The organism is Streptomyces sp. NPDC051051 (genome assembly GCF_040682975.1).
Classification (GTDB): Bacteria; Actinomycetota; Actinomycetes; order Streptomycetales; family Streptomycetaceae; genus Streptomyces.
In genome coordinates this window covers 147,970-166,599 of sequence record NZ_JBFBCB010000010.1, presented here as the reverse complement: position 1 = coordinate 166,599, position 18,630 = coordinate 147,970, and the positions used below count along the sequence as shown (strand labels likewise).

Below are 18,630 nucleotides of genomic sequence, written 5' to 3'. Positions count from 1 at the left end.
AGTATCGGGGCGACCCTCCGCCTTGCGATCGCACGCACCAGACGCCGCCGGGCCTGCCCTTCGGGCAGACGACGCTACTTTCGAAACACGCCCTAAGGGCTCCCGTGCACCGGGGGACCGGTGGGCGAACGGCTCCGGCGGGGTTCAGACCCGGCCGGGGCCGTTCGCCGTACCGGGACCCCACTTGCCGACGGGCGTGCCCGGGCGGTCGGTGCCGTCGGCCCGGCCGGCGCGTTCCCGGGCGCCGTCGCGGGTGCGGGCGGGCGAGACGAAGCGCCGCGGGTTGCGGCGCAGGTACTCGCCCTCCAGCTTCGCCATCCGGTCGTTGTGGGCGCGCAGGGCGTCGTTCGAGCCGTACAGCAAGGTGTCGTGGCGGGTGCGGTGGATCGTCTCCAGCTCTTTCATGAGCTGCTGGTCGTCCAGCCGGTCGGGGTCGACTCCGGTCATCGTGGTACCCCACTCGTCGTGTGCGTCCATGGGGTCCGGGTACCCGCCCGCGCGGCACGGACGTCCGGCCGGCATCCGGGAGGGGCCATGGATCTCGCGTCCTTGAGTCCACTGTACGAACAATCCGGCTCCCGGGCCTCCGGCTGCACCGGCACCCCCGGCGCGCCGGGAGCCCGCCCACTAACCGCACCCGACCGCGGGCCGCCCCGGGGCAGCACCGCGCCGGGCGTGAGGGCCGTCTCCGGCCGCTAGCGGACGCGCTCCACGCGGCGCTCGTCCCACACCGGCTCCGGGGTCTCGCGGACCCGGCCGTCGCTGCCGAAGACCAGGTAGCGGTCGAAGGAGCGGGCGAACCAGCGGTCGTGGGTGACGGCCAGGACCGTGCCCTCGAAGGCCTCCAGCCCCTCCTGGAGCGCTTCGGCGGACTCCAGGTCGAGGTTGTCGGTCGGCTCGTCGAGGAGGAGGGCGGTGACGCCCTCCAGCTCCAGCAGCAGGATCTGGAAGCGGGCCTGCTGCCCGCCGGACAGCCGCTCGAAGGCCTGCTCGGCCTGCTGGGTCAGCTCGTAGCGGCGCAGCCGGGACATGGCCGCGCCGCGGTCCTGGGAGTGCTCCTGCCACAGGATGTCCAGGAGGGTGCGGCCCAGCAGTTCCGGGTGGGCGTGGGTCTGCGCGAAGTGGCCGGGCACGACCCGCGCCCCCAGCTTCCACTCCCCCGTGTGCGCCACGGTGTCGCCGGCCAGCAGGCGCAGGAAGTGCGACTTGCCGGAGCCGTTGGAGCCGAGGACGGCGACCCGCTCGCCGTAGAAGACCTCCAGGTCGAAGGGTTTCATCAGGCCGGTCAGTTCGAGGCTCTTGCAGGTGACGGCCCGCACGCCGGTGCGGCCGCCCTTGAGGCGCATGGTGATGTCCTGCTCGCGCGGCGGCTCGGGCGGCGGGCCCGCCTCCTCGAACTTGCGCAGGCGGGTCTGCGCGGCCTGGTAGCGGGAGGCCAGCTCATGGCTGATCGAGGCCGCCTGACGCAGGTTCAGGACGAGTTTCTTCAGCTGGGCGTGCTTCTCGTCCCAGCGGCGGCGCAGCTCCTCGAAGCGGGCGAAGCGTTCGCGCCGGGCCTCGTGGTAGGTGGCGAAGCCGCCGCCGTGCACCCAGGCGTCGGCACCGGCCGGTCCCGGCTCCACGGAGACGATCTTCTCGGCGGCCCGGGAGAGGAGTTCGCGGTCGTGGGAGACGAACAGGACCGTCTTGCGGGTCTCCTTCAGCCGCTCCTCCAGCCACCGCTTGCCCGGCACGTCGAGGTAGTTGTCGGGCTCGTCGAGCAGCAGCACCTCGTCGGTGCCGCGCAGCAGCGCCTCCAGCACCAGCCGCTTCTGCTCGCCGCCGGACAGGGTGCGCACCTGGCGGAACTGGGCCTTGTCGTAGGGCACGCCGAGGGCGGCCGTGGTGCAGATGTCCCACAGCGTCTCGGCCTCGTACCCGTGCGCCTCGGCCCAGTCGGACAGGGCCTGCGCGTAGCTCATCTGCGCGGCCTCGTCGTCCACGGTCATGATCGCGTGCTCCGCCTTGTCGACGGCCTTCGCAACCTCCTGGATGCGCGGCGAGGACACCGACACCAGCAGGTCCCGTACGGTCGTCTCGTCCCGTACGGAGCCCACGAACTGGCGCATCACGCCGAGCCCGCCGCCGACGGTGACGGTGCCGCCGTGCGGTTTCAGCTCGCCGGAGATCAGCCGCAGCAGGGTCGTCTTGCCGGCGCCGTTGGGTCCCACCAGGGCAACGACGGCCCCTTCGCCCACCCGGAAGGACACGTCGCCGAGCAACGCCCTCCCGTCGGGGAGGTAGTACTCGAGGTGCGCGGCTTCCAGATGTCCCATGAGGGTGCATTCTGCGGGCCGCCGGCCGGATGCGGCAAACCCTTATCGATGCCTCGCCGGCGCGGTCCCCGCGGGCCGGGAGATCATCCGGCCGCGCCGAGCGGCTCGCCGGCCGGTCCGCCCTCGCCCGCGGGTGCCACGGTCGCGCCCGCCCAGGTCAGGGCCTCGAACCCGGCGGAGGGAGTGCCGTCGAGGACGATCACGCCGGTGTTGGCGAGTCGGTGGGCGGCGGCGAACGGCACGTCCACGTTGCGGGCGCGGGCCGCCGTCCAGGTGCGGATCGCGGCCCCGTGGCTGACCAGGGCGACGCGGCGGGCGCCGCTCGCGGCGGCCTCGGCGACCACGGTGTCGTAGCGCTCCAGGAACTCGGTGCCGCTCTCGCCGCCCGGCATGCGCAGTTCCAGGTCGCCGGCCGCCCAGGCGAACACCGTGCGCAGGTACAGCTCGCCCTGCTCGGACTCGCCCGGCAGGAGTTCGAGGTCGCCGGCGGAGATCTCCCGGATGCCGTCGCGCTCGAGGACGTCCAGGCCGCGGGCGGCGGCCAGCGGCGCGGCGGTGAGCCGGGTGCGCACGAGGGTGGAGACGTACAGGGCGTCGATGTCCTCGTCGGCGAGGGCCTGGGGCAGGGCGGCGGCCTGCCGCTCGCCGAGCGCCGTGAGGCCGGGGCCGGGGACGGCGGTGTCCAGCAGGCGTTCCACGTTGGTGGGGGTCTCACCGTGGCGGACCAGGAGCAGACGCATGCGCTCACCTTCCGGTGCCGTGCCGCCTCGCGCGGGGATCGACCCCTGCAGGGTACCCGCGGGTTGCCGACGGCACCCGTCCGCCCGGGGCCCGCCCCAAGGTCGGGCCCCGGGCCCACCGCGCTTCGCTGACGCACCGTCAGTCCATTTTTCGGAACGAACTGTCTCAACATACGGCTGCGGGCGTACGGTGACGGACGTCAGCCCCCGGGCTCCACCGAGTCCGGGGACCGGGCCGTGAAGAAGGGGCCGAGCCATGCCGGGAACGCGGGAGACCGCCGTCTACACGCACGGACACCACGAGTCGGTACTGCGGTCGCACACGTGGCGGACCGCCGCCAACTCGGCGGCGTACCTGCTCGGTTCACTGAAGCCGCACATGAAGATCCTGGACATCGGCTGCGGTCCGGGCACCATCACCGCCGACCTGGCCGCCCTCGTCCCCGACGGCCACGTCACCGGCGCCGACCGGGCGCCCGGCGTCCTGGAGCAGGCGCGGGCCACGGCCGCCGGACGCGGCCTGACCAACGTCGACTTCACGGTCGCCGACGTCCACGCCCTCGACCACCCGGACGACACGTTCTGCGTCGTCCACGCCCATCAGGTGCTCCAGCACGTCGGCGACCCCGTGCAGGCGCTGCGCGAGATGCGGCGCGTCACCAGACCCGGCGGATACGTCGCCGTCCGCGACTCGGACTACGCGGCCATGACCTGGTACCCGGCCTCGGCCGGGATGGACGACTGGCTGGACCTCTACCGCACGGTGGCCCGCGCCAACGGCGGGGAACCCGACGCCGGACGCAGGCTGAAGGCCTGGGCGCGGGAGGCGGGCTTCACGGACGTCACGGCCACCTCCGCCACCTGGACCTTCAGCACCGCCGAGGAGCGGGCCTGGTGGAGCGCCCTGTGGGCCGACCGCACCCTGGCCTCCGCCTACGCGGACCGGGCCGTCGAGGGCGGGCACGCCGACGCCGGGCGACTGAGGGCCGTGTCCGGGGCCTGGCGGGAATGGGGACGGCAGGAGGACGGCTGGTTCGCCGTTCTGCACGGGGAAATTCTGTGCAGAAAGGACGCCTGAATCGCACATTCGGGGAAACTCGGCCGGCAGGAGGTCGAAACTATGGTTCCCATCCTGCTGGTACTGCTTCTGGTGCTGATTCTTTTCGGTGTCGGATTCGCAGTGAAGGTGCTCTGGTGGATCGCGATCGCGGTTCTCGTTCTCTGGCTCCTGGGGTTCCTGATGCGCGGTACCACCGTGAGCGGGGGCCGGGGTCGTTGGTACAGGTGGTGAATTAGCCCCGGGAGCACCTCACCGCCGCCCCCGCGGGCGGCATCCCGTCGGGCGCCTCATTCCCGGGGCAGCAGCGGTCCGAGCGGCCCGAGGTCCAGATTCAGGTCCTCGGGCCGCAGGCCGTAGCGGTCGCGCAGTTCCGTCATCCGGTCGTCGAGCAGCATCAGCGTGAGCCCGATCCGCTCCTCCTGCTCCTCGGACAGGTCGCCCTGGTCGAAGCGGCGCAGCGCCTGCCGTTCCATCAGCTGACGCAGCAGCTCGACGACGGTGAGGACGAGCTTGATCAGATCCCGCTCGACCGTGTCGGGCTCGAGATCGACATGACGCTTGCGCGGCGTGGTCACGAAAGCTCCTCCCAGGGCGACGGGACGTTCTCGTTCACGGAGCTGATCAGCGCGTTGAGATCGATGCGGACCAGATCGACGTCCGCTATCCGCAGGGTGATGTCGCCCTTGATGACGACCCCGCCGGCCAGCAGCCGGTCGAGCAGGTCGACGAGGGCGATCTCGCGGCGCTCCACGACGGTCATGAGCCCGCCTCCCCCGCGCTCCCGCCGTTCTCCTCGTCCCTGCCGCTGCCCGCGCCCTGCGCGCGGCTCTCCGCGGCCTCGTCGTCCGCCGGGGGATCCACGAAGGAATACGCCGCCCACGGTCCCGTGAGTTCGACGCGCATTCCGGGTTCCTCGTCCTTCGTGCGGTCCACGCGTTCCACGAATTCCTCGGATTCCGTGCGGGGCACGAGATAGGCGGCATTCAGCACGTTCTGCCCCGAGGACCGGGAGAGGGCGGAGTTCTGCGGTGCGTGGAGGCGGGCCGCGTCCGCGTGTTCCGAGAGCAGGGAGTGCAGCCGGCCGGCGAACCGTTCCGCCCGCTGCCAGGTGTCCTCCTGCGCCCTCGCCTTACTGCGCCGCTGGAGGAGGTAGTCGCGCCCCGAGGCGGGTTTCGCCGCCGCGGCGTCCGGGTCGGCGGTCTCCTCGCCCGTGGGCTCGACGTAGACCTTCACGCCCCATTCCACGCGCCCCTCCAGCCGGTCCAGGGTGCGCCGGAAGTACTCCTCGCGTTCCTCCATCATGACGCGGACGCCGCTGTCGTCGCGGAAGACGGTGGCGAGCCGCAGGGGCAGCGGCGTGGTGACCGCGGTGAGCGCGTCGATCACCTGCTGGTGGCCGCGCGCGGTCGCGGCCAGCCAGTCCAGGTCCTCCAGGTGGGCGCGGAGCGGTTCCTCGGCGAAGTCCTGCGCGGGCACGTCGCTGACGACGGCGATCAGGCCGTGGTGGTGCAGCATCTTGGCCGGTGCGCCCGCCACACCCGTCAGCTCGGCCTGCAGAGGCGCGCCGACCGGCCGGCAGACGGCGTACACGTACCGCAGTCCGGTCATGAGGACTCCTCCCTGGTGCGGGCACGGCCCGGCTCCAGTTCCTCCAGGCGAGCCAGTCGTTCACGCAACTCGGCGTTCTCCTTGGTGAGTTGGTCACGTCTGGCACGGGTGGACAGCGCCGGGTCGTCCTCCCACCAGTCGATGCCCATCTCCTTGGCCTTGTCGACCGAGGCGACGATGAGGCGGAGCTTGATCGTGAGCAGTTCGATGTCGAGCAGGTTGATCCGGATGTCACCGGCGATGACGATGCCCTTGTCGAGGACGCGTTCCAGGATGTCCGCGAGGTTGGCGCCGCCGCTCTGGCCGTACGGTTCCGGCATCCGGCTCGGCATGCTCATCGACGGCTCCTCCTGTCCTCGTCCTGCGGGGCCTCTTCCTCGTCTTCCTCGTCGTACTCGTCGGCCTCGGCCTCAGGCTCGTCCTCGGGCTCGCCCTCCTCCTCGTCCTCTTCGTACTCGTCCTCGGGCTCACCCTCCTCCTCGTCCTCCTCGTCGTACTCCGCTTCCGGCTCGTCCTCGTCGTACTCGCCCTCGGCCTCCTCCGACTCCTCGGGCTCCTCCGACTCTTCGGACTCCTCGGCCTCTTTCTCCTCCTCGGCCAGGGCGTCCTCGTGGGAGCGGACGACCTCGCCGTCGCGGATCTCGCCGCGCCAGCCGTCCTCCGCCTCCCCCTTGAGGGTGATGAAGCGGGCGAAGTTCTTCAGGTCGAGGCGGGCACGGCGGCCCTGGGCGCGCCAGATGTTGCCGGTCTTCTCGAACAGGCCCGTCGGGTAGTACTCGATGACCAGCACGACGCGGGTGAGGTTGTCGGCGATCCTGTGGAAGGAGACGACGCCCTTGGTGGTGCCCTTGGCACCCTCGGACGTCCAGGAGATCCGGTCGTCCGGGATCTGCTCGGTGGTCTTCGCCTTCCAGCTCCGGTTGGACCAGAAGACCTTCAGCTGCCAGTCGCTGGTGGTGTCGTCGGCGCGGCTCGCGCTCTTGACGCCCTTGGCGAAGGTGCTGAAGTCCTGGTACTTGGTCCACTGGTCGTAGGCGGTGCGCAGCGACACGCCGACGTCGATCTGCTCCATGATGACGGTGGGCTTGGAGCCCGACCCGCTCTTGCGCTTGCCCTTGCCCTTGCCGCCACCGAGGTTCTTGAAGGCGCCGGTCACCTTGTCCTTGATGTTCGAGGCGCCGAGTTCCATGGCGGTGCGCATCGGGCTCTTGCCCTCGGCCAGCTTGCGGCCTCCGTCGAGGGCCATCTTGGCCAGGCCGGGGCTCTTGCCCTCGGCGATGTCGTTGAGTTTGCCGGTGGTTTCACCGAGCTTGCGGCCGACGCCGGCCAGCACGCGCTGGGCCTGCGCGGCGAGGTACTCCTGCGCCTCCGCCTTGAGCCGGTCGGCGGCCTCGCTCTGCGCGAGGTCCGTCAGCGGGTTGCCGCCGGCCTTGTCCGCCGTTTCACCGGCCGCGGACTTCGCCGATCCCAGTGTCTCGGTCATCACTCACCGCCTCCCTTCGTCCGCCGGGTCCGCGACGCGGTCTTCGCGGCCGTCTTCCGGGCCGAGCCGGCGCTCTTCTGCGAGGCCGCCCCGCGCGCGGACGTCTTCTTGGCGGGGGCCTTCTTGGCCGGTGCCTTCTTCGCGGCGGTCTTCTTGGCCGGTGCCTTCTTCGCCGCGGTCTTCCGGGCCGCCGCCTTCTTGCGCGGCGGCTCCTCCTCGTCGGCCTCCTCCTCGTCCTCCTCTGCCCGGTCCTCGTCGGCCCCGTCCTCGGCCTCGTCGCCCTCGTCGGCCCGGTCCTCGGCGTCCTCGTCGGCCTCGTCCTCGTCGCCCTCGTCGGCCCGGTCCTCGGCCCCCTCGTCGGCCTCGGCGTCCTCGTCGTAGTCCTCGTCCTCGTCGCGCGCGGACTCGGGCTCCTCGTACTCGTCCTCGTCGCCGTCGTCAGCCTCGTCCCGCGACTTCCCGCCCGGCACGTCGGGGACGACGCCGTCGAGCTGGTCGCGGACCCGGTCCGTACGGCTGTGCAGCCGGTCGGCGAGGGCGCTCATCTGCCGCTCGACCATCGCGCCCGAGGCGGCCTTGCCGACACCGCGCAGCTCACCGCGGAGCTGTTCGGTGATCTCCTTGAACTGCGGGTTGTCCTTGAGCTGCTGGGACACCAGGTCGGCCACGCCGCGCGGGGTCAGGTTCAGCTTCTTGCCCGCGACCATCGAACCCACGGCGAGCGCCAGTTTCATCTTCTTGCTGCGTCCCAGAAGGTATCCGGCCCCTACCGCGAGGCCCAGTCCCACTCGGTTCATCGTGCTGTCCCGTCGTCGGTTCCTGTACTCCTGCGCATGGCGATGTCCAGCCGGTCGAGGAGCTCGTCCTCCATCCGGTCGAACTCCTCCTCCGTGATCGCTCCGTCCTCCAGTTGCTCCTCGAGACGGGAGAGTTCGGCCCGAACCGTGGCGGGGTCGTAGTAGATCCGCTCGGCCTCCTGAACGACCTGCTGGATCACCCAGCCGCTGCCGCGCACCGGGGCGAACGGCAACAGCAGCACCTCTGAGATCAGGCCCATCTCCCTGCTCCTTCGCTTGTGTGCCCCCGCTAGTCGGCCACCGGTACGGCGGGCTTGGCGGGGCCGGGCTCGACGAAGCTGTACGGCGGCAGCGGACCGTTGACCCGCACCTCCAGGTGGGGACGGCTCTCGCGCAGTCCGTCCGCCGCCTCCAGGAAGCGCGCCGCCTCGTCGCGGTCCACCAGGAACGAGACGTTGGCAAGCCAGCCGGTGGACTCGGGGCCCGGCTCGACGCTCGCCGCGAGGGGCTCCAGGACCCGCTGCACCTCCGCCGCGTCCTCGGCCTCACGGGCCTTGACCGCGGCCGCCACCATCTCGCCGAGCTGGATCTTCTGCTCGTACGAGCCGCCGCCGGCCTGCCGGTTCGCCTCGGCCATCGCGCGCAGCTCGGGGTTGTCCGCCATCACCTGGTGCAGCACGGCCTCCTCGACGTGAGAGGCCTTGATGTTGTATTCGACCTTGTTCTCCAGGGCTCGCAGCCGCTCCAGGTAGTGCTCGGCGCGCTCGGTCAGGACGCCGGTGACCGCGTCGTCGTCGGGGGCGACGCTGCCGAACCGCATGGGCAGCACGCACCCCTCCGCGCCCGCCTCGCCGAGGACGGTCTGGTGGGCGAGGAGATCGCGGCGCTTGGGCCGGAGGTTCTCGGGAGCATCGCTGACGACGGCCGCGAGATCACCCGCGTGCAGCACCCGTACCGGCAGCGGAGGCTCTCCCACCCCGCTCAGGCCCTCCGGGAGGGCGGGGTGGGAAGCGGCGGTGATGCCGTAGACGTAGGTGCTCACTCCTGCTCCTCCTTCCGGCGGGCGGACGTCGACTTGCGCGTACGCGGCCGGGACTCGGTCTCGCCTTCCTCACGGGCCTGCTTGAAGGCGCCGGAGATGGTCTCGGCGGCGCCGGACAGCGCCCCCTTGGACTTGCCGCGCGCGCCGGACTCGGTGACGTCGCCGACGATCTCGGGCAGGCCGGGGCTCTTGCGCGGGCCCGCCTCCAGGTCGAGGCGGTTGCACGCCTCGGCGAACCGCAGGTAGGTGTCGACGCTGGCCACGACGACCCGGATGTCGATCTTCAGGATCTCGATGCCGACCAGAGAAACCCGCACGAAGGCGTCGATGACGAGCCCCCTGTCGAGGACGAGTTCCAGGACGTCGTAGAGGCCGCTGGAGCCGCCTCCGCCACCGGACTGTTGTGCCGGGACCACGGTCATGCCGACCGCACCTCCTTGTGTGTGATGAATGGTTGTGGGGCCGAGCCGTTCGACGGGCGAACGGCCTACCGGCCACCGGACCGCGCGTCGGACCGCCCACGCTCGTAACGGCGGATGCGGCGGTAGCCGGTCAACTGGCCCTCCGGGTCGAGTTCGACCTCGTAGCTCGCCATGAGGCTCATGGTGTCGGGCACCCGCTCGAGTTCGAGGACCTCGACCTCCAGGGACCAGCCGTCCTCGGTCTGCGAGAAGGACGAGACGCTCTCGGCGGTCATGCCGGTCAGCTCGGCGAGCTGGGCACGCGCCTGGCGCAGCACCTCCATGGGCTTCGGCCGGTCGTCCGTCACGGTGTCGTCCTCGCCCTCTTTCCGGTCGTCGGTCGGGGAACCGCCCTTCGGGGGTCTCCGCGAAGTCCGCGTGTTTCGTGAAGCCTGTGTGTCTGCCGTGTTCTTTGTGTTGGACATGGCCACCTCTTCCTTCCGTGTGGCCGGAAGGACCATGGCCAAACCTTCAGGAGCACACGCGTCTGCGCCGGTCGCGGGACGTCCTGCACACCGGCGGTACGTGCATCAGGCACGCAGCGCGTCGAGGCGGCGCCGGGCGGGCCCCAGAGCACGTCCGGCGCCGCTCGTCTTGGACCACGGCCGGGTCCGGGCCTGCTCGAGGGCGTCGGCGACGGTCCAGCGGCGGGGTCCGAGACCGGGGTCGTCGAGCTGGTCCCAGCCGATGGGCATGGCGACGGGGGCGCCGGGACGGGCGCGCACGGTGAAGGGGGCGACGGCGGTCTGCGCGTAGCCGTTGCGCTGCACGTCGAGGTAGAGCCGCTCGCCCCGGTCCTTCTTGCGGGCGGCGGTGGTCAGCTGCTCCGGGTGTTCGGCGGCGAGCAGCTCGGCGGCGTCCCGCGCGAAGGCGCGCACCTCGTCGAAGCCGTGCCGTCCGTTCAGGGGGACGACGACGTGCAGTCCGCGCGAGCCGGTGGTCATCAGGGCGGAGGGCAGCCGCACCTCGTCGAGCAGGTCGCCCAGCCACCGGGCCGCCTCGCGCACGGCGGCGAAGTCGTCGCCGGAGGGGTCCAGGTCGAAGATCATCAGGTCGGGGCGGTCGGCCCGGCCGGCCCGCGACAGCCAGCGGTGGAAGGTGAGGCAGGCCTGGTCGGCGAGGAACACGAGGGTGGCGGTGTCGTCGCAGACGGTGTGCAGGACGGTGCCGTCCTCCTTGCCGACCCGCGTCCGGGTGATCCACTCCGGGTAGTGCCCGGGGGTGTTCTTCTGCATGAACCGGGGGCCGTCGACGCCGTCCGGATGCCGTTCCAGCATCAGCGGCCGGCCGCGCAGCTGCGGCAGCATGAACGGGGCCACCGACCGGTAGTACGCCACCAGGTCGCCCTTGGTGCACTCCTCGCCGTCGGCACCGGCCGGGAAGAGCACCTTGCCCGGCCGGTGCACCTCGACGGTGCGGCGTCCGGCCCGCACCCGGCGGACGTCGTCGCCCTCAGGACGGCCGCCGTCCCCGTCCGGACGGCCGTCACCCTCCGGACGACGGCCGTCGCCGCGGGGCCGGCCGCCGGCGCTCACGGGACGACCGCCGTCTCCACCAGCAGCCGGGCGGAGGCGGCGATCGACTCGGCGTCGATGCCCGCCGCGTGCAGTTGCTCCTCGGGGCTCGCCGAACCCGGCATCGTCCGCACGGCGAGCCGCACGAGGCGGGGCACCGGGCGCCCGTCGGTGAAGGCGTCGAGGACCGCGTCGCCGAGCCCGCCCTCCTCGTGGTGGTCCTCCACGGTCACCAGGCAGCCGGTCTCCTCGGCGGCCCGGCGCAGGGTGTCCCGGTCGACGGGCTTGACGGAGTACAGGTCGATCACCCGGACCGGGATGCCCTCGGCGTCGAGGACGTCGGCGGCCTTCAGCGCCTCGTGCACGGTCACGCCGGCCGCGACGAGGGTCAGCCGGTCGCCGCCGGAGGAGCGCAGCACCTTGCTGCCGCCGACCGGGAACTCCTCGTCGGGCCCGTAGATCACCGGGCTCTCGCCGCGCGAGGTGCGCAGGTAGCGGATGCCGTCGAGCCCGGCCATGGCGGCGACCAGCCGGGCGGTCTGGTTGGCGTCGCACGGGTACAGGACCGTGGAGCCGTGCACGGCCCGGAACATCGCCAGGTCCTCCAGGCCCATCTGCGAGGGCCCGTCCTGGCCGATGGCCACCCCGGCGTGCGAGCCGACCAGGTTGATCCCGGCGCCGCTGACGGCCGCCATGCGCACGAAGTCGTACGCCCGGGTCAGGAAGGCCGCGAACGTGGAGGCGAAGGGCACCCAGCCGCGGGTGGCCATGCCGACCGCGGTGGCGACGAGCTGCTGCTCGGCGATGTAGCACTCGAAGAAGCGGTCGGGGTGCTCCTTGGCGAAGAACTCGGTGCGGGTGGAGTCGCCGACCTCCCCGTCGAGGGCGACGACGTCGCCGCGGGCCGTGCCGAGGGCGGCGAGGGCCTGCCCGAAGGCGTCGCGGGTGGCGACGCCCTTCTCGGGGTCGCCCTTCTCCCAGCGGGGCAGGTCGAGACGGCCGGTGGGCACCGAGTGCAGCATGCGGGTGGCGGGCGGCTCGTGCACCTCGACGCGCAGGTCGCGGATCCCGCCGAGTTCCGCGATCGCCTCGTCGGCGTCCGGCAGCGGCTTGCCGTGCAGCCCCTCGCGGTCCTGGACGGCCTCGACGCCCCTGCCCTTCAGGGTGCGGGCGAGGATCGCGGTGGGCTGGCCCTTGGTGGAGATCGCCTCGCCGCAGGCACGGTCGACGGCGTCCACGTCGTGGCCGTCGACCTCGACGGTGTGCCAGTCGAAGGCCTGGAAGCGGCGGGCGTAGGCGTCGAGGTCGTGGCCGTGCCGAGTGGGGCCGCGCTGGCCGAGCCGGTTGACGTCCACGATCACCGTGAGGTTGTCCAGGTGCTCGTGGCCCGCGTGCTCGGCGGCCTCCCACACCGAGCCCTCGGCCATCTCGCTGTCCCCGCACAGCACCCACACCCGGTGGTCGGAGTGGTCCAGCCGCTTGCCCGCGAGGGCGATGCCCACGCCCACGGGCAACCCCTGGCCGAGGGAGCCGGTGGCCGTCTCGACCCAGGGCAGGCGCTGCGGGGTGGGGTGTCCTTCGAGGCGGCTGCCGAGTTCGCGGAAGGTGAGGAGCTCCTCGTCGTCGATGGCGCCGGCCGCCTTGTACGCCGCGTACAGCAGCGGGGAGGCGTGGCCCTTGGAGAGGACGAAGCGGTCGTTGGCCGGGTGTGCGGGACGGTCGAAGTCGTAGCGGAGGTGGTTCGCCAGCAGGACGGCCATCAGGTCCGCGGCGGACATCGACGAGGTCGGGTGCCCGGACCCCGCGGCGGCGGAGGCGCGGACGCTGTCCACTCGCAACTGCTGTGCGAGCTCGCTGAGTTCGGCGGTGTCCATCGGGTTACTGCTCTCCTTCTCGGGGGAGGGGACGCGGCTGGTCACCGGCGGGCTCGCCGCCGGGCTGGTTCTTGGCGGGCTCGCCGCCGGGCTGGTTCTTCGCCGGTTCGCCGCCGGGCTGGTTCCTCGCGGGCTCGCCGCCCGGCTGGTTCTTCGCCGGTTCCGGTGCCGGGCGGTTCCTGGCCGGCTCGTTCTTCACCGGCTCGGGGGTCGGTGAGGTGATCGTCCGGGAGGTGTCGTCACCGCCGCCTCCGCCCAGGGCCTTCTGCCCGGCGGTGGCGGGGACGCCGGCCGCGGACGTCGCGTCCCGCTGCCGTTCGCGTCCGTCCGGCATCCGCGCCAGTTCCGGCGAGGCCGTGTCCAAGGGCACCGACCAGGACCGGACGAGGCCCAACTGGACTGCCTGGCGCGGCAGTACGGCGTCCAGCAGCCAGTCGGCCGCGACGCGCACGCGGTTGCCGGGCATGGCGGCCAGGTGGTAGCCGCGGGTGACCGCGCCGGCCGGCAGCCCCGACAGCGGGACGCCCAGCGGGTTCGCGGCGGCCTTGACCCCGCCGAGGTCGACGACGAAGCCCATGTCCTTGTGCCGGTAGGGCCGCAGCTCGCGCCCGGTCAGCGAGGCGGCGATGTTGTGTCCGGCGACCTTGCCCTGCCGCCAGGCGTGCTGTGCCGTCATGGGCGTGTACGCTCCCGGCTTCTCCAGATCGGGTACGGCGGCGGCGTCACCGCACGCGAACACCTCGGGCCTGCCCGGCACGCGCAGGGTCGGCTCGACGAGGAGCCGCCCCCGCTCCATGGGCAGGCCGAGGGACTCCGCGAGGGGATCGGGCCGTACGCCCACGCACCACACGAGGGTGCGGGTGTCGACGAACTCGCCGTCGGTGAGCAGGACTCCGTCCGGGGTGGCCTCCTTCACGGAGGTTCCCATCCGCACGTCGACGCCGCGTTCGCGCAGCACCCGGTCGGCGGTGGCGGAGAGCCGTCGGTCGAGTTCGGGCAGGACGCGGTCGGCGACGTCGAGCAGCAGCCAGCGCGGCCGCATGCCCTTGCGCAGGGGGTGGGCGCGCACCAGCGCGTCGGTGAACAGCTGCCCGTGGGCGGCGACTTCGGTACCGGTGTAGCCGGCGCCGACCACCACGAACGTACAGCGGGCCGTGCAGAGCGCGGCGTCGTCGGCGGAGGAGGCCAGTTCGACCTGCCGGGTCACGTGGTCGCGCAGGTAGAGCGCCTCGGGCAGGCCGCGGAAGCCGTGCGCGTGCTCGGCGACGCCGGGGATGGGCAGCAGCTTGTTGACGCTGCCGGCGGCCAGCACCAGCCGGTCGTAGCCGAGGGTGCCCGCCTCGCCCTCGGGGCCGGTGTAGTGCACGGTGCGCCCGTCGAGGTCGATGCGGCCGGCCTCGCCGAGCACCAGCCGCACGTCCGGCAGGGTGCCGGTGAGGGAGACGGTGACCCGGCGCGGTTCGAGGATGCCGGCGGCCACCTGGGGCAGCAGGGGCAGGTAGAGGAAGTAGTCGGTCGGGTTCAGCAGGGTGATGTCGGCCCGGCCGCGGGCCGCCCGCGCGAGGGTGCGGGCCGTGCGGTATCCGGCGAAGCCGGCTCCGACGATCACGATGCGGGGTCGACTCACGTTCGCCTCCGGTGGCCCCGCGCCGTCGGGGCCGCGGGGAAGTGTGTCGTACGGGGTTTCCGCGTCCCCCCGGGCAGGCCCGCCAAACGTCCGCGGGCCCCTGCGGGGGCCCGGTTTCCCGCCCGCGCGCGGGGTAACCCGGACCGCGACCGCCCACCCGCCGCACCCCAGCGGAGGTACCCCCCATGCCCGAGTACGGCTATTTCCTGTCCTGCGAGGAGTTCGGCCCCGCGGACCTGGTCGAACAGGCGCGGATGGCCGAACAGGCCGGCTTCACGGCGCTCTGGATCTCCGACCACTATCACCCGTGGAACGACGCACAGGGCCAGAGCCCGTTCGTCTGGTCGGTGATCGGCGCGCTGTCGCAGGCGGTGTCGCTGCCCGTCGAGACGGCCGTGACGTGCCCGACGGTGCGGATGCACCCGGCGGTGGTGGCGCAGGCCGCCGCGACGAGCGCGGTGATGACGGACGGCCGCTTCCGGCTCGGCGTCGGCTCGGGCGAGGCCCTCAACGAGCACATCCTGGGCGACGCCTGGCCGCCCGCGCACGTGCGTCTGGAAATGCTGGAGGAGGCGGTCCAGATCATGCGGCGGCTGTTCACCGGCGAGGAGGTCAACCACGTCGGCACGCACTACACGGTGGAGAACGCCCGCCTCTACACGGTCCCGGACGAGCCGGTCCCGATCGACGTCTCCGGTTTCGGCCCGAAGGCCACCTCCCTCGCCGCCCGGATCGGCGACGGCTACATCACGATGATGCCGGAGGAGCCGCTGGTGGAGCAGTTCCGCAAGGGCGGCGGCGGGGCCAAGCTCGTCAGCGGCGGCATGAAGGTCTGCTACGGCCCCGACCGCGAGGAGGCGGTCCGCACGGTCCGCAGGCTGTGGTCCAACCAGCTGCTGCCCGGCGAGATGGGCCAGGTGCTGCCCACGCCGAGCCACTTCGAGCAGCTGGAACCGCTGATCACGGAGGAGATGGTGGCCGGGAACACGGTGTGCGGCGACGACGTGGACGCCCACGTCACGGCGCTGAAGGCGTTCGCCGACGCGGGCTTCGACCGGATCTACGTCAACCAGATCGGCCCCGACCAGCGTGGTTTCTTCGACTTCTACCGCACGAAGGTGCTGCCGCGGCTTCCCTGAGCCCCCGGGCCGGGGCCGAGTCCTCGGCCCCGGCCCCGGTCAGCACGACGGTCCTGCCGTGCGTCCACGTCGTGGGTCAGGCCCGGTGGTGGGGCGTCTCGGGGTCGATGCGGCCGGGCCGCGGCGTCTCGCCCGGCTCGGGGACGCCCACGCCGGGTGCGGTGGGCGGCATCGGCGGGTAGGGCGTGCCCGTGCCGGTGGCCGCCCCCGTGGGCGGTGCGGCGGGTCCCGGCTGTGCGGACGGGGCCGTGCCGTGGTGGGCCGGGTGCGGGCGGGCGGCGCCGCGCAGGACGTAGGCCAGCACGCCGAGGAGGGCCGCGGTGATCAGTGCGGCGGCCCAGTCGGGCAGCCCGATGTCGAGGGCGAGGCCCACGGCCAGCGCGACGGCGGCTCCCGCGTACAGGGCGAGCGCGCCGGAGGCGGCGTACAGCGTGGCCCTGCGGCGCTGCTTGCGGGTCTGTTCGCGCAGTTCCTCGCGGATGGTCTCGCGTGCCACCTGCGCCAGCTCGTCGACGAGGTGCTTGTCCAGATGCTCCAGGTGATCGATGCGCTCCATGTTTCCCGGGTACCCGGCGCCATCGGCCGGTAACGCGGTGCGGGGCGGGTGCGCGAGGGCCCGGCGCGGGCCGCCGAGGGGATCGGGTGAAGGGATCTCCGCGGCCCGTCCGGCCCAACTAGGCTTTCGCGCATGAACATTCTGGGAGCCACCCTGCGTGTCTGCGTGGACGATCTGGAAGCCGCCGTCCCCTTCTACGAGCGCCTCTCGGGCGCCTCGGCGCTGCGCTTCGAGCGCGGCGGCGTGCGGGTCGCCGCGGTCGGCTGCTTCCTGCTGATGAGCGGGCCCGCGGCCGAGCTGGAGGTGCTGCGCAAGGTCGCCGCGACGATCGCCGTGACGGACGTCGACCAGGCGCACAGGACGCTGGACGAGCTGGGCGCGGACATCATCGCGGGGCCGGTGGCGACCCCGGCGGGCCGCAACCTGATCGTGCGGCATCCGGACGGCGCGGTGTACGAGTACGTGGACCGCCGTCCGGCGTGAGGCGGGCGGCGGGCGGCGGGCGGCGGCTCAGGAGCGGCCGAGGGCGGTGACGACGAGGTCGGCGAGCAGCGCGCCCGCGGTGCCGTCGGGGTCCAGGTCGGGGTCGTAGACGGTGACGTCGAGGCCCGTGCAGCGCGGCGAGGCGAGCAACGGCCGCAGCAGCGGGACGAGTTCGTCGGGGAAGAGACCGTTCGGGTCGGGACTGTCGACGGCGGGCATGACCGTCGGGTCGAGGACGTCGGCGTCCAGGTGCACCCAGAAGCCGTCCAGCTCGGGGCTCTCGAAGGCGCGTGCGGTAACCTCGCCGAGCGCCCCGGCGCCTCCCCCGCGCAGTTCGCCCACGGTGACGACGGGCATCCCCAGAGCCGCGAGTTCGGCGGTGTCGTCGGCGAACTCGTCGCGGATGCCGAGGAACCGCACGTCCTCGTCGCGCAGATAGGGCCTGAGGCCCTCCAGGTCGGTGAGGTCGCTCTGGCCCCGGCCGGTGGCGAGCGCGACCTCCTCGCCTGCCGCCGCGCCGACCGCGGTCGAGTTGCCGGGGTGACGGAAGTCGTGGGAGGCGTCCACCGCGACCAGCCCGTACCGGCCGATGCGGCGCAGCGCGAGGGCGGCGCCGAGCTGGATCGAGCAGTCACCCCCCAGGACGACGGGGAAGTCCCCGGCGCGCACGTGCCGTTCGACGCGGTCGGCGAGCCGGCGGGTGTAGGAGGCGAGGGCGGCCGCATTGAAGACGCCGTCGCCCTCCTTCCAGTCCCCCCGGTCGTAGCGCGGGGGGACGACGACCCCGCCCTCCGCGGCGCCCAGCCTCCGCACGACCCGCTGGTCGCGCAGGGCGCCCGCGAGCTTGTGGCAGCCGGGCACCGTGCCGGGGGCGGGCGGGCGCAGCCCCAGGTTGGAAGGGGCGTCGAGCACCACGAAATTCCGCATGCCCGGCATCCTCGCCGACGTACAGTCGGGCGTTCAACGGCTTTCCCGCGGACCACGCGGGACATGCGGGAAACGAAGGAGCGGACGCGGTGAGCGAGCAGACGGCCGAGCGGCACACCTACCGGGTCATCGTCCGGGGCACCTGGGACGGTCTGACGGAGGCGGCGCGTGCCCGGCTGCTCTCCGAGGCCGCCGAGCACGGCCTGACGAGCATGCGGTTCACCGAGGAGGGCTCGCTGACGTACGAGCCGTCGCCGCTGAAGCACTTCTCGCTGCGGTACGTGGTGGTCTCGGACGCGGCGGACGGCGAGGAGATGGCGGGCGCGCTCGCCGAGGAGCGCGCCGAGACGACGCTGCGGGAGCTGGGCTACGGCTTCACGGGTCTGAAGTCGACGGTCACGGACCTGGACACGATGAAGATCAACCGGAAGGGCGGGCGGTCCCGGGGGAACGCGGGGCACGCATCTCGGTGGTGAGCGCCCACCGCTCGTGGTCGCGCCAGTCCCCGTCGATGTGGATCATCTTCGGGGAGAAGCCCTCCAGCCGGAACCCGCAGGCCCGCGCGAGGGCGATCGAGGCGGCGTTGCCGGGCTGCACGTTGATCTCCAGCCGGTGCAGCCGCATCGGCCCGAAGGCGTGGGCCACCACGAGGTCGAGCCCCTCGCGCATCAGTCCGCGCCCGGCGGCGTGCGCGAAGGCGCCGTAGCCGAGCGCGCCGCACTGGAAGCCGCCCCCGACGATGTTGTTGATGTTGATGAACCCGGCGAGGGCCCCGTCGTCCAGGGTGCACACGAGGAACCCGGCCTTCGTCGGGTCCTCGATGAGCCGTTCCGCGTAGGCCCCGTACGCCTCAACGGTGGCCGGCGGGAACAGCCACGGACGGTGCAGGTCCCTGCTCTCCCGGACCCGGGCCGTGAACTCGTCCGCGTCGGCGTGGGAGAAGTGGCGTATGCCCACGCGGGAGCCCTCGGCGAGGTGGCGGGATGTGGTGTGCGGCATCGGGC

Annotated in this window: 24 protein-coding genes; 5 read left to right on the top strand and 19 right to left on the bottom strand. The window is 72.6% G+C overall.

Going from position 1 to position 18,630, the window contains the following annotated elements; translation table 11 throughout:
• Positions 1 to 144: 144 nt before the first annotated feature.
• The 3 genes from AB0N31_RS11070 to AB0N31_RS11060 all read right to left on the bottom strand — a co-directional run bounded on the left by AB0N31_RS11070 (position 145) and on the right by AB0N31_RS11060 (position 3,055).
• The gene (locus AB0N31_RS11070; RefSeq protein WP_366058061.1) at positions 145 to 477 is read right to left on the bottom strand and encodes a DUF6158 family protein; all 333 of its coding nucleotides are present in this window, start codon (positions 475 to 477) and stop codon (positions 145 to 147) included.
• A 218-nt stretch (positions 478 to 695) separates the two neighbouring features.
• Positions 696 to 2,315, bottom strand: a complete 1,620-nt coding sequence (locus AB0N31_RS11065) for an ATP-binding cassette domain-containing protein (RefSeq protein ID WP_366058060.1) — start codon at positions 2,313 to 2,315, stop codon at positions 696 to 698.
• Between the two features lie 83 nt (positions 2,316 to 2,398).
• Complete coding sequence (locus AB0N31_RS11060; RefSeq protein ID WP_366058059.1) at positions 2,399 to 3,055, bottom strand: histidine phosphatase family protein; 657 nt, start codon at positions 3,053 to 3,055, stop codon at positions 2,399 to 2,401.
• 256 nt (positions 3,056 to 3,311) lie between these two features.
• Here AB0N31_RS11060 and AB0N31_RS11055 point away from each other — a divergent pair, with 256 nt between their 5' ends.
• Together AB0N31_RS11055 and AB0N31_RS11050 are read left to right on the top strand one after the other, a co-directional pair.
• A complete protein-coding gene (locus AB0N31_RS11055) occupies positions 3,312 to 4,133 on the top strand; it encodes a methyltransferase domain-containing protein (RefSeq protein ID WP_366058058.1) in 822 nt (273 codons plus the stop codon).
• Between the two features lie 42 nt (positions 4,134 to 4,175).
• On the top strand, positions 4,176 to 4,346 hold the full coding sequence (locus tag AB0N31_RS11050; protein WP_366058057.1) for a hydrophobic protein: 171 nt from the start codon (positions 4,176 to 4,178) through the stop codon (positions 4,344 to 4,346).
• Between the two features lie 56 nt (positions 4,347 to 4,402).
• On the opposite strand, the gene AB0N31_RS11045 is transcribed toward AB0N31_RS11050, so the two are convergent.
• From AB0N31_RS11045 to AB0N31_RS10985, 13 genes are all read right to left on the bottom strand, one after another.
• The gene (locus AB0N31_RS11045) at positions 4,403 to 4,690 is read right to left on the bottom strand and encodes a gas vesicle protein K (protein WP_366058056.1); all 288 of its coding nucleotides are present in this window, start codon (positions 4,688 to 4,690) and stop codon (positions 4,403 to 4,405) included.
• A complete protein-coding gene (locus AB0N31_RS11040) occupies positions 4,687 to 4,875 on the bottom strand; it encodes a gas vesicle protein (RefSeq protein ID WP_363088727.1) in 189 nt (62 codons plus the stop codon). The genes AB0N31_RS11045 and AB0N31_RS11040 overlap by 4 nt, the downstream gene beginning before the upstream one ends.
• Entirely contained in the window at positions 4,872 to 5,723 is an 852-nt protein-coding gene (locus AB0N31_RS11035; protein ID WP_366058055.1) for a GvpL/GvpF family gas vesicle protein, read from the bottom strand. Before AB0N31_RS11035 ends, AB0N31_RS11040 begins: the two co-directional genes overlap by 4 nt.
• The gene (locus tag AB0N31_RS11030; RefSeq protein WP_366058054.1) at positions 5,720 to 6,061 is read right to left on the bottom strand and encodes a gas vesicle protein; all 342 of its coding nucleotides are present in this window, start codon (positions 6,059 to 6,061) and stop codon (positions 5,720 to 5,722) included. Before AB0N31_RS11030 ends, AB0N31_RS11035 begins: the two co-directional genes overlap by 4 nt.
• A complete protein-coding gene (locus AB0N31_RS11025; RefSeq protein ID WP_366058053.1) occupies positions 6,058 to 7,206 on the bottom strand; it encodes an SRPBCC family protein in 1,149 nt (382 codons plus the stop codon). The genes AB0N31_RS11030 and AB0N31_RS11025 overlap by 4 nt, the downstream gene beginning before the upstream one ends.
• Positions 7,206 to 8,003, bottom strand: coding sequence for a hypothetical protein (locus AB0N31_RS11020; protein ID WP_366058052.1), 798 nt, complete (start codon positions 8,001 to 8,003; stop codon positions 7,206 to 7,208). The genes AB0N31_RS11025 and AB0N31_RS11020 overlap by 1 nt, the downstream gene beginning before the upstream one ends.
• A complete protein-coding gene (locus tag AB0N31_RS11015) occupies positions 8,000 to 8,263 on the bottom strand; it encodes a gas vesicle protein GvpG (protein ID WP_366058051.1) in 264 nt (87 codons plus the stop codon). Before AB0N31_RS11015 ends, AB0N31_RS11020 begins: the two co-directional genes overlap by 4 nt.
• A gap of 29 nt (positions 8,264 to 8,292) precedes the next feature.
• Positions 8,293 to 9,045: a GvpL/GvpF family gas vesicle protein gene (locus AB0N31_RS11010; protein WP_366058050.1), complete on the bottom strand. Its 753-nt coding sequence runs from the start codon at positions 9,043 to 9,045 to the stop codon at positions 8,293 to 8,295.
• Positions 9,042 to 9,467: a gas vesicle structural protein GvpA gene (locus tag AB0N31_RS11005; protein WP_363088720.1), complete on the bottom strand. Its 426-nt coding sequence runs from the start codon at positions 9,465 to 9,467 to the stop codon at positions 9,042 to 9,044. The genes AB0N31_RS11010 and AB0N31_RS11005 overlap by 4 nt, the downstream gene beginning before the upstream one ends.
• 65 nt (positions 9,468 to 9,532) lie before the next feature.
• Complete coding sequence (locus tag AB0N31_RS11000) at positions 9,533 to 9,931, bottom strand: gas vesicle protein (RefSeq protein ID WP_366058049.1); 399 nt, start codon at positions 9,929 to 9,931, stop codon at positions 9,533 to 9,535.
• 105 nt (positions 9,932 to 10,036) lie between these two features.
• The gene (ligD, locus tag AB0N31_RS10995) at positions 10,037 to 10,939 is read right to left on the bottom strand and encodes a non-homologous end-joining DNA ligase (RefSeq protein WP_366058070.1); all 903 of its coding nucleotides are present in this window, start codon (positions 10,937 to 10,939) and stop codon (positions 10,037 to 10,039) included.
• A 98-nt stretch (positions 10,940 to 11,037) separates the two neighbouring features.
• Positions 11,038 to 12,894, bottom strand: coding sequence for a transketolase (locus tag AB0N31_RS10990; RefSeq protein WP_366058069.1), 1,857 nt, complete (start codon positions 12,892 to 12,894; stop codon positions 11,038 to 11,040).
• A 4-nt stretch (positions 12,895 to 12,898) separates the two neighbouring features.
• On the bottom strand, positions 12,899 to 14,521 hold the full coding sequence (locus tag AB0N31_RS10985) for an FAD-dependent oxidoreductase (protein WP_366058047.1): 1,623 nt from the start codon (positions 14,519 to 14,521) through the stop codon (positions 12,899 to 12,901).
• Positions 14,522 to 14,706: 185 nt separating this feature from the next.
• Here AB0N31_RS10985 and AB0N31_RS10980 point away from each other — a divergent pair, with 185 nt between their 5' ends.
• A complete protein-coding gene (locus tag AB0N31_RS10980; RefSeq protein WP_366058046.1) occupies positions 14,707 to 15,660 on the top strand; it encodes an LLM class F420-dependent oxidoreductase in 954 nt (317 codons plus the stop codon).
• Positions 15,661 to 15,736: 76 nt separating this feature from the next.
• Here the strand turns inward: AB0N31_RS10980 and AB0N31_RS10975 are convergent, their stop codons facing one another.
• Positions 15,737 to 16,216, bottom strand: coding sequence for a phage holin family protein (locus AB0N31_RS10975; RefSeq protein ID WP_366058045.1), 480 nt, complete (start codon positions 16,214 to 16,216; stop codon positions 15,737 to 15,739).
• 132 nt (positions 16,217 to 16,348) lie between these two features.
• On the opposite strand from AB0N31_RS10975, the gene AB0N31_RS10970 reads away from it, so the two are divergent.
• On the top strand, positions 16,349 to 16,699 hold the full coding sequence (locus AB0N31_RS10970; RefSeq protein WP_366058044.1) for a VOC family protein: 351 nt from the start codon (positions 16,349 to 16,351) through the stop codon (positions 16,697 to 16,699).
• Positions 16,700 to 16,726: 27 nt separating this feature from the next.
• On the opposite strand, the gene AB0N31_RS10965 is transcribed toward AB0N31_RS10970, so the two are convergent.
• Positions 16,727 to 17,626, bottom strand: coding sequence for an arginase family protein (locus AB0N31_RS10965; protein ID WP_366058043.1), 900 nt, complete (start codon positions 17,624 to 17,626; stop codon positions 16,727 to 16,729).
• Between the two features lie 89 nt (positions 17,627 to 17,715).
• On the opposite strand from AB0N31_RS10965, the gene AB0N31_RS10960 reads away from it, so the two are divergent.
• Positions 17,716 to 18,102 (top strand): DUF6204 family protein, encoded by a 387-nt coding sequence (locus AB0N31_RS10960; RefSeq protein WP_366058042.1) that lies wholly within the window; start codon positions 17,716 to 17,718, stop codon positions 18,100 to 18,102.
• Here AB0N31_RS10960 and AB0N31_RS10955 read toward each other — a convergent pair.
• Positions 18,047 to 18,625 (bottom strand): GNAT family protein, encoded by a 579-nt coding sequence (locus tag AB0N31_RS10955; RefSeq protein WP_366058041.1) that lies wholly within the window; start codon positions 18,623 to 18,625, stop codon positions 18,047 to 18,049. The two genes, AB0N31_RS10960 and AB0N31_RS10955, sit on opposite strands and share 56 nt — an antisense overlap.
• Positions 18,626 to 18,630 lie beyond the last annotated feature (5 nt).

Excerpts from the sequence above, each read along its gene's own strand:
- AB0N31_RS11070 (WP_366058061.1), bottom strand. The coding sequence starts at position 477 with ATGGACGCACACGACGAGTGGGGTACCACGATGACCGGAGTCGACCCC.
- AB0N31_RS11065 (WP_366058060.1), bottom strand. The coding sequence starts at position 2,315 with ATGGGACATCTGGAAGCCGCGCACCTCGAGTACTACCTCCCCGACGGG.
- AB0N31_RS11060 (WP_366058059.1), bottom strand. The coding sequence starts at position 3,055 with ATGCGTCTGCTCCTGGTCCGCCACGGTGAGACCCCCACCAACGTGGAA.
- AB0N31_RS11055 (WP_366058058.1), top strand. The coding sequence starts at position 3,312 with ATGCCGGGAACGCGGGAGACCGCCGTCTACACGCACGGACACCACGAG.
- AB0N31_RS11050 (WP_366058057.1), top strand. The coding sequence starts at position 4,176 with ATGGTTCCCATCCTGCTGGTACTGCTTCTGGTGCTGATTCTTTTCGGT.
- AB0N31_RS11040 (WP_363088727.1), bottom strand. The coding sequence starts at position 4,875 with ATGACCGTCGTGGAGCGCCGCGAGATCGCCCTCGTCGACCTGCTCGAC.
- AB0N31_RS11035 (WP_366058055.1), bottom strand. The coding sequence starts at position 5,723 with ATGACCGGACTGCGGTACGTGTACGCCGTCTGCCGGCCGGTCGGCGCG.
- AB0N31_RS11030 (WP_366058054.1), bottom strand. The coding sequence starts at position 6,061 with ATGAGCATGCCGAGCCGGATGCCGGAACCGTACGGCCAGAGCGGCGGC.
- AB0N31_RS11025 (WP_366058053.1), bottom strand. The coding sequence starts at position 7,206 with ATGACCGAGACACTGGGATCGGCGAAGTCCGCGGCCGGTGAAACGGCG.
- AB0N31_RS11020 (WP_366058052.1), bottom strand. The coding sequence starts at position 8,003 with ATGAACCGAGTGGGACTGGGCCTCGCGGTAGGGGCCGGATACCTTCTG.
- AB0N31_RS11015 (WP_366058051.1), bottom strand. The coding sequence starts at position 8,263 with ATGGGCCTGATCTCAGAGGTGCTGCTGTTGCCGTTCGCCCCGGTGCGC.
- AB0N31_RS11005 (WP_363088720.1), bottom strand. The coding sequence starts at position 9,467 with ATGACCGTGGTCCCGGCACAACAGTCCGGTGGCGGAGGCGGCTCCAGC.
- AB0N31_RS11000 (WP_366058049.1), bottom strand. The coding sequence starts at position 9,931 with ATGTCCAACACAAAGAACACGGCAGACACACAGGCTTCACGAAACACG.
- AB0N31_RS10990 (WP_366058069.1), bottom strand. The coding sequence starts at position 12,894 with ATGGACACCGCCGAACTCAGCGAGCTCGCACAGCAGTTGCGAGTGGAC.
- AB0N31_RS10980 (WP_366058046.1), top strand. The coding sequence starts at position 14,707 with ATGCCCGAGTACGGCTATTTCCTGTCCTGCGAGGAGTTCGGCCCCGCG.
- AB0N31_RS10975 (WP_366058045.1), bottom strand. The coding sequence starts at position 16,216 with ATGGAGCGCATCGATCACCTGGAGCATCTGGACAAGCACCTCGTCGAC.
- AB0N31_RS10970 (WP_366058044.1), top strand. The coding sequence starts at position 16,349 with ATGAACATTCTGGGAGCCACCCTGCGTGTCTGCGTGGACGATCTGGAA.
- AB0N31_RS10965 (WP_366058043.1), bottom strand. The coding sequence starts at position 17,626 with ATGCGGAATTTCGTGGTGCTCGACGCCCCTTCCAACCTGGGGCTGCGC.
- AB0N31_RS10955 (WP_366058041.1), bottom strand. The coding sequence starts at position 18,625 with ATGCCGCACACCACATCCCGCCACCTCGCCGAGGGCTCCCGCGTGGGC.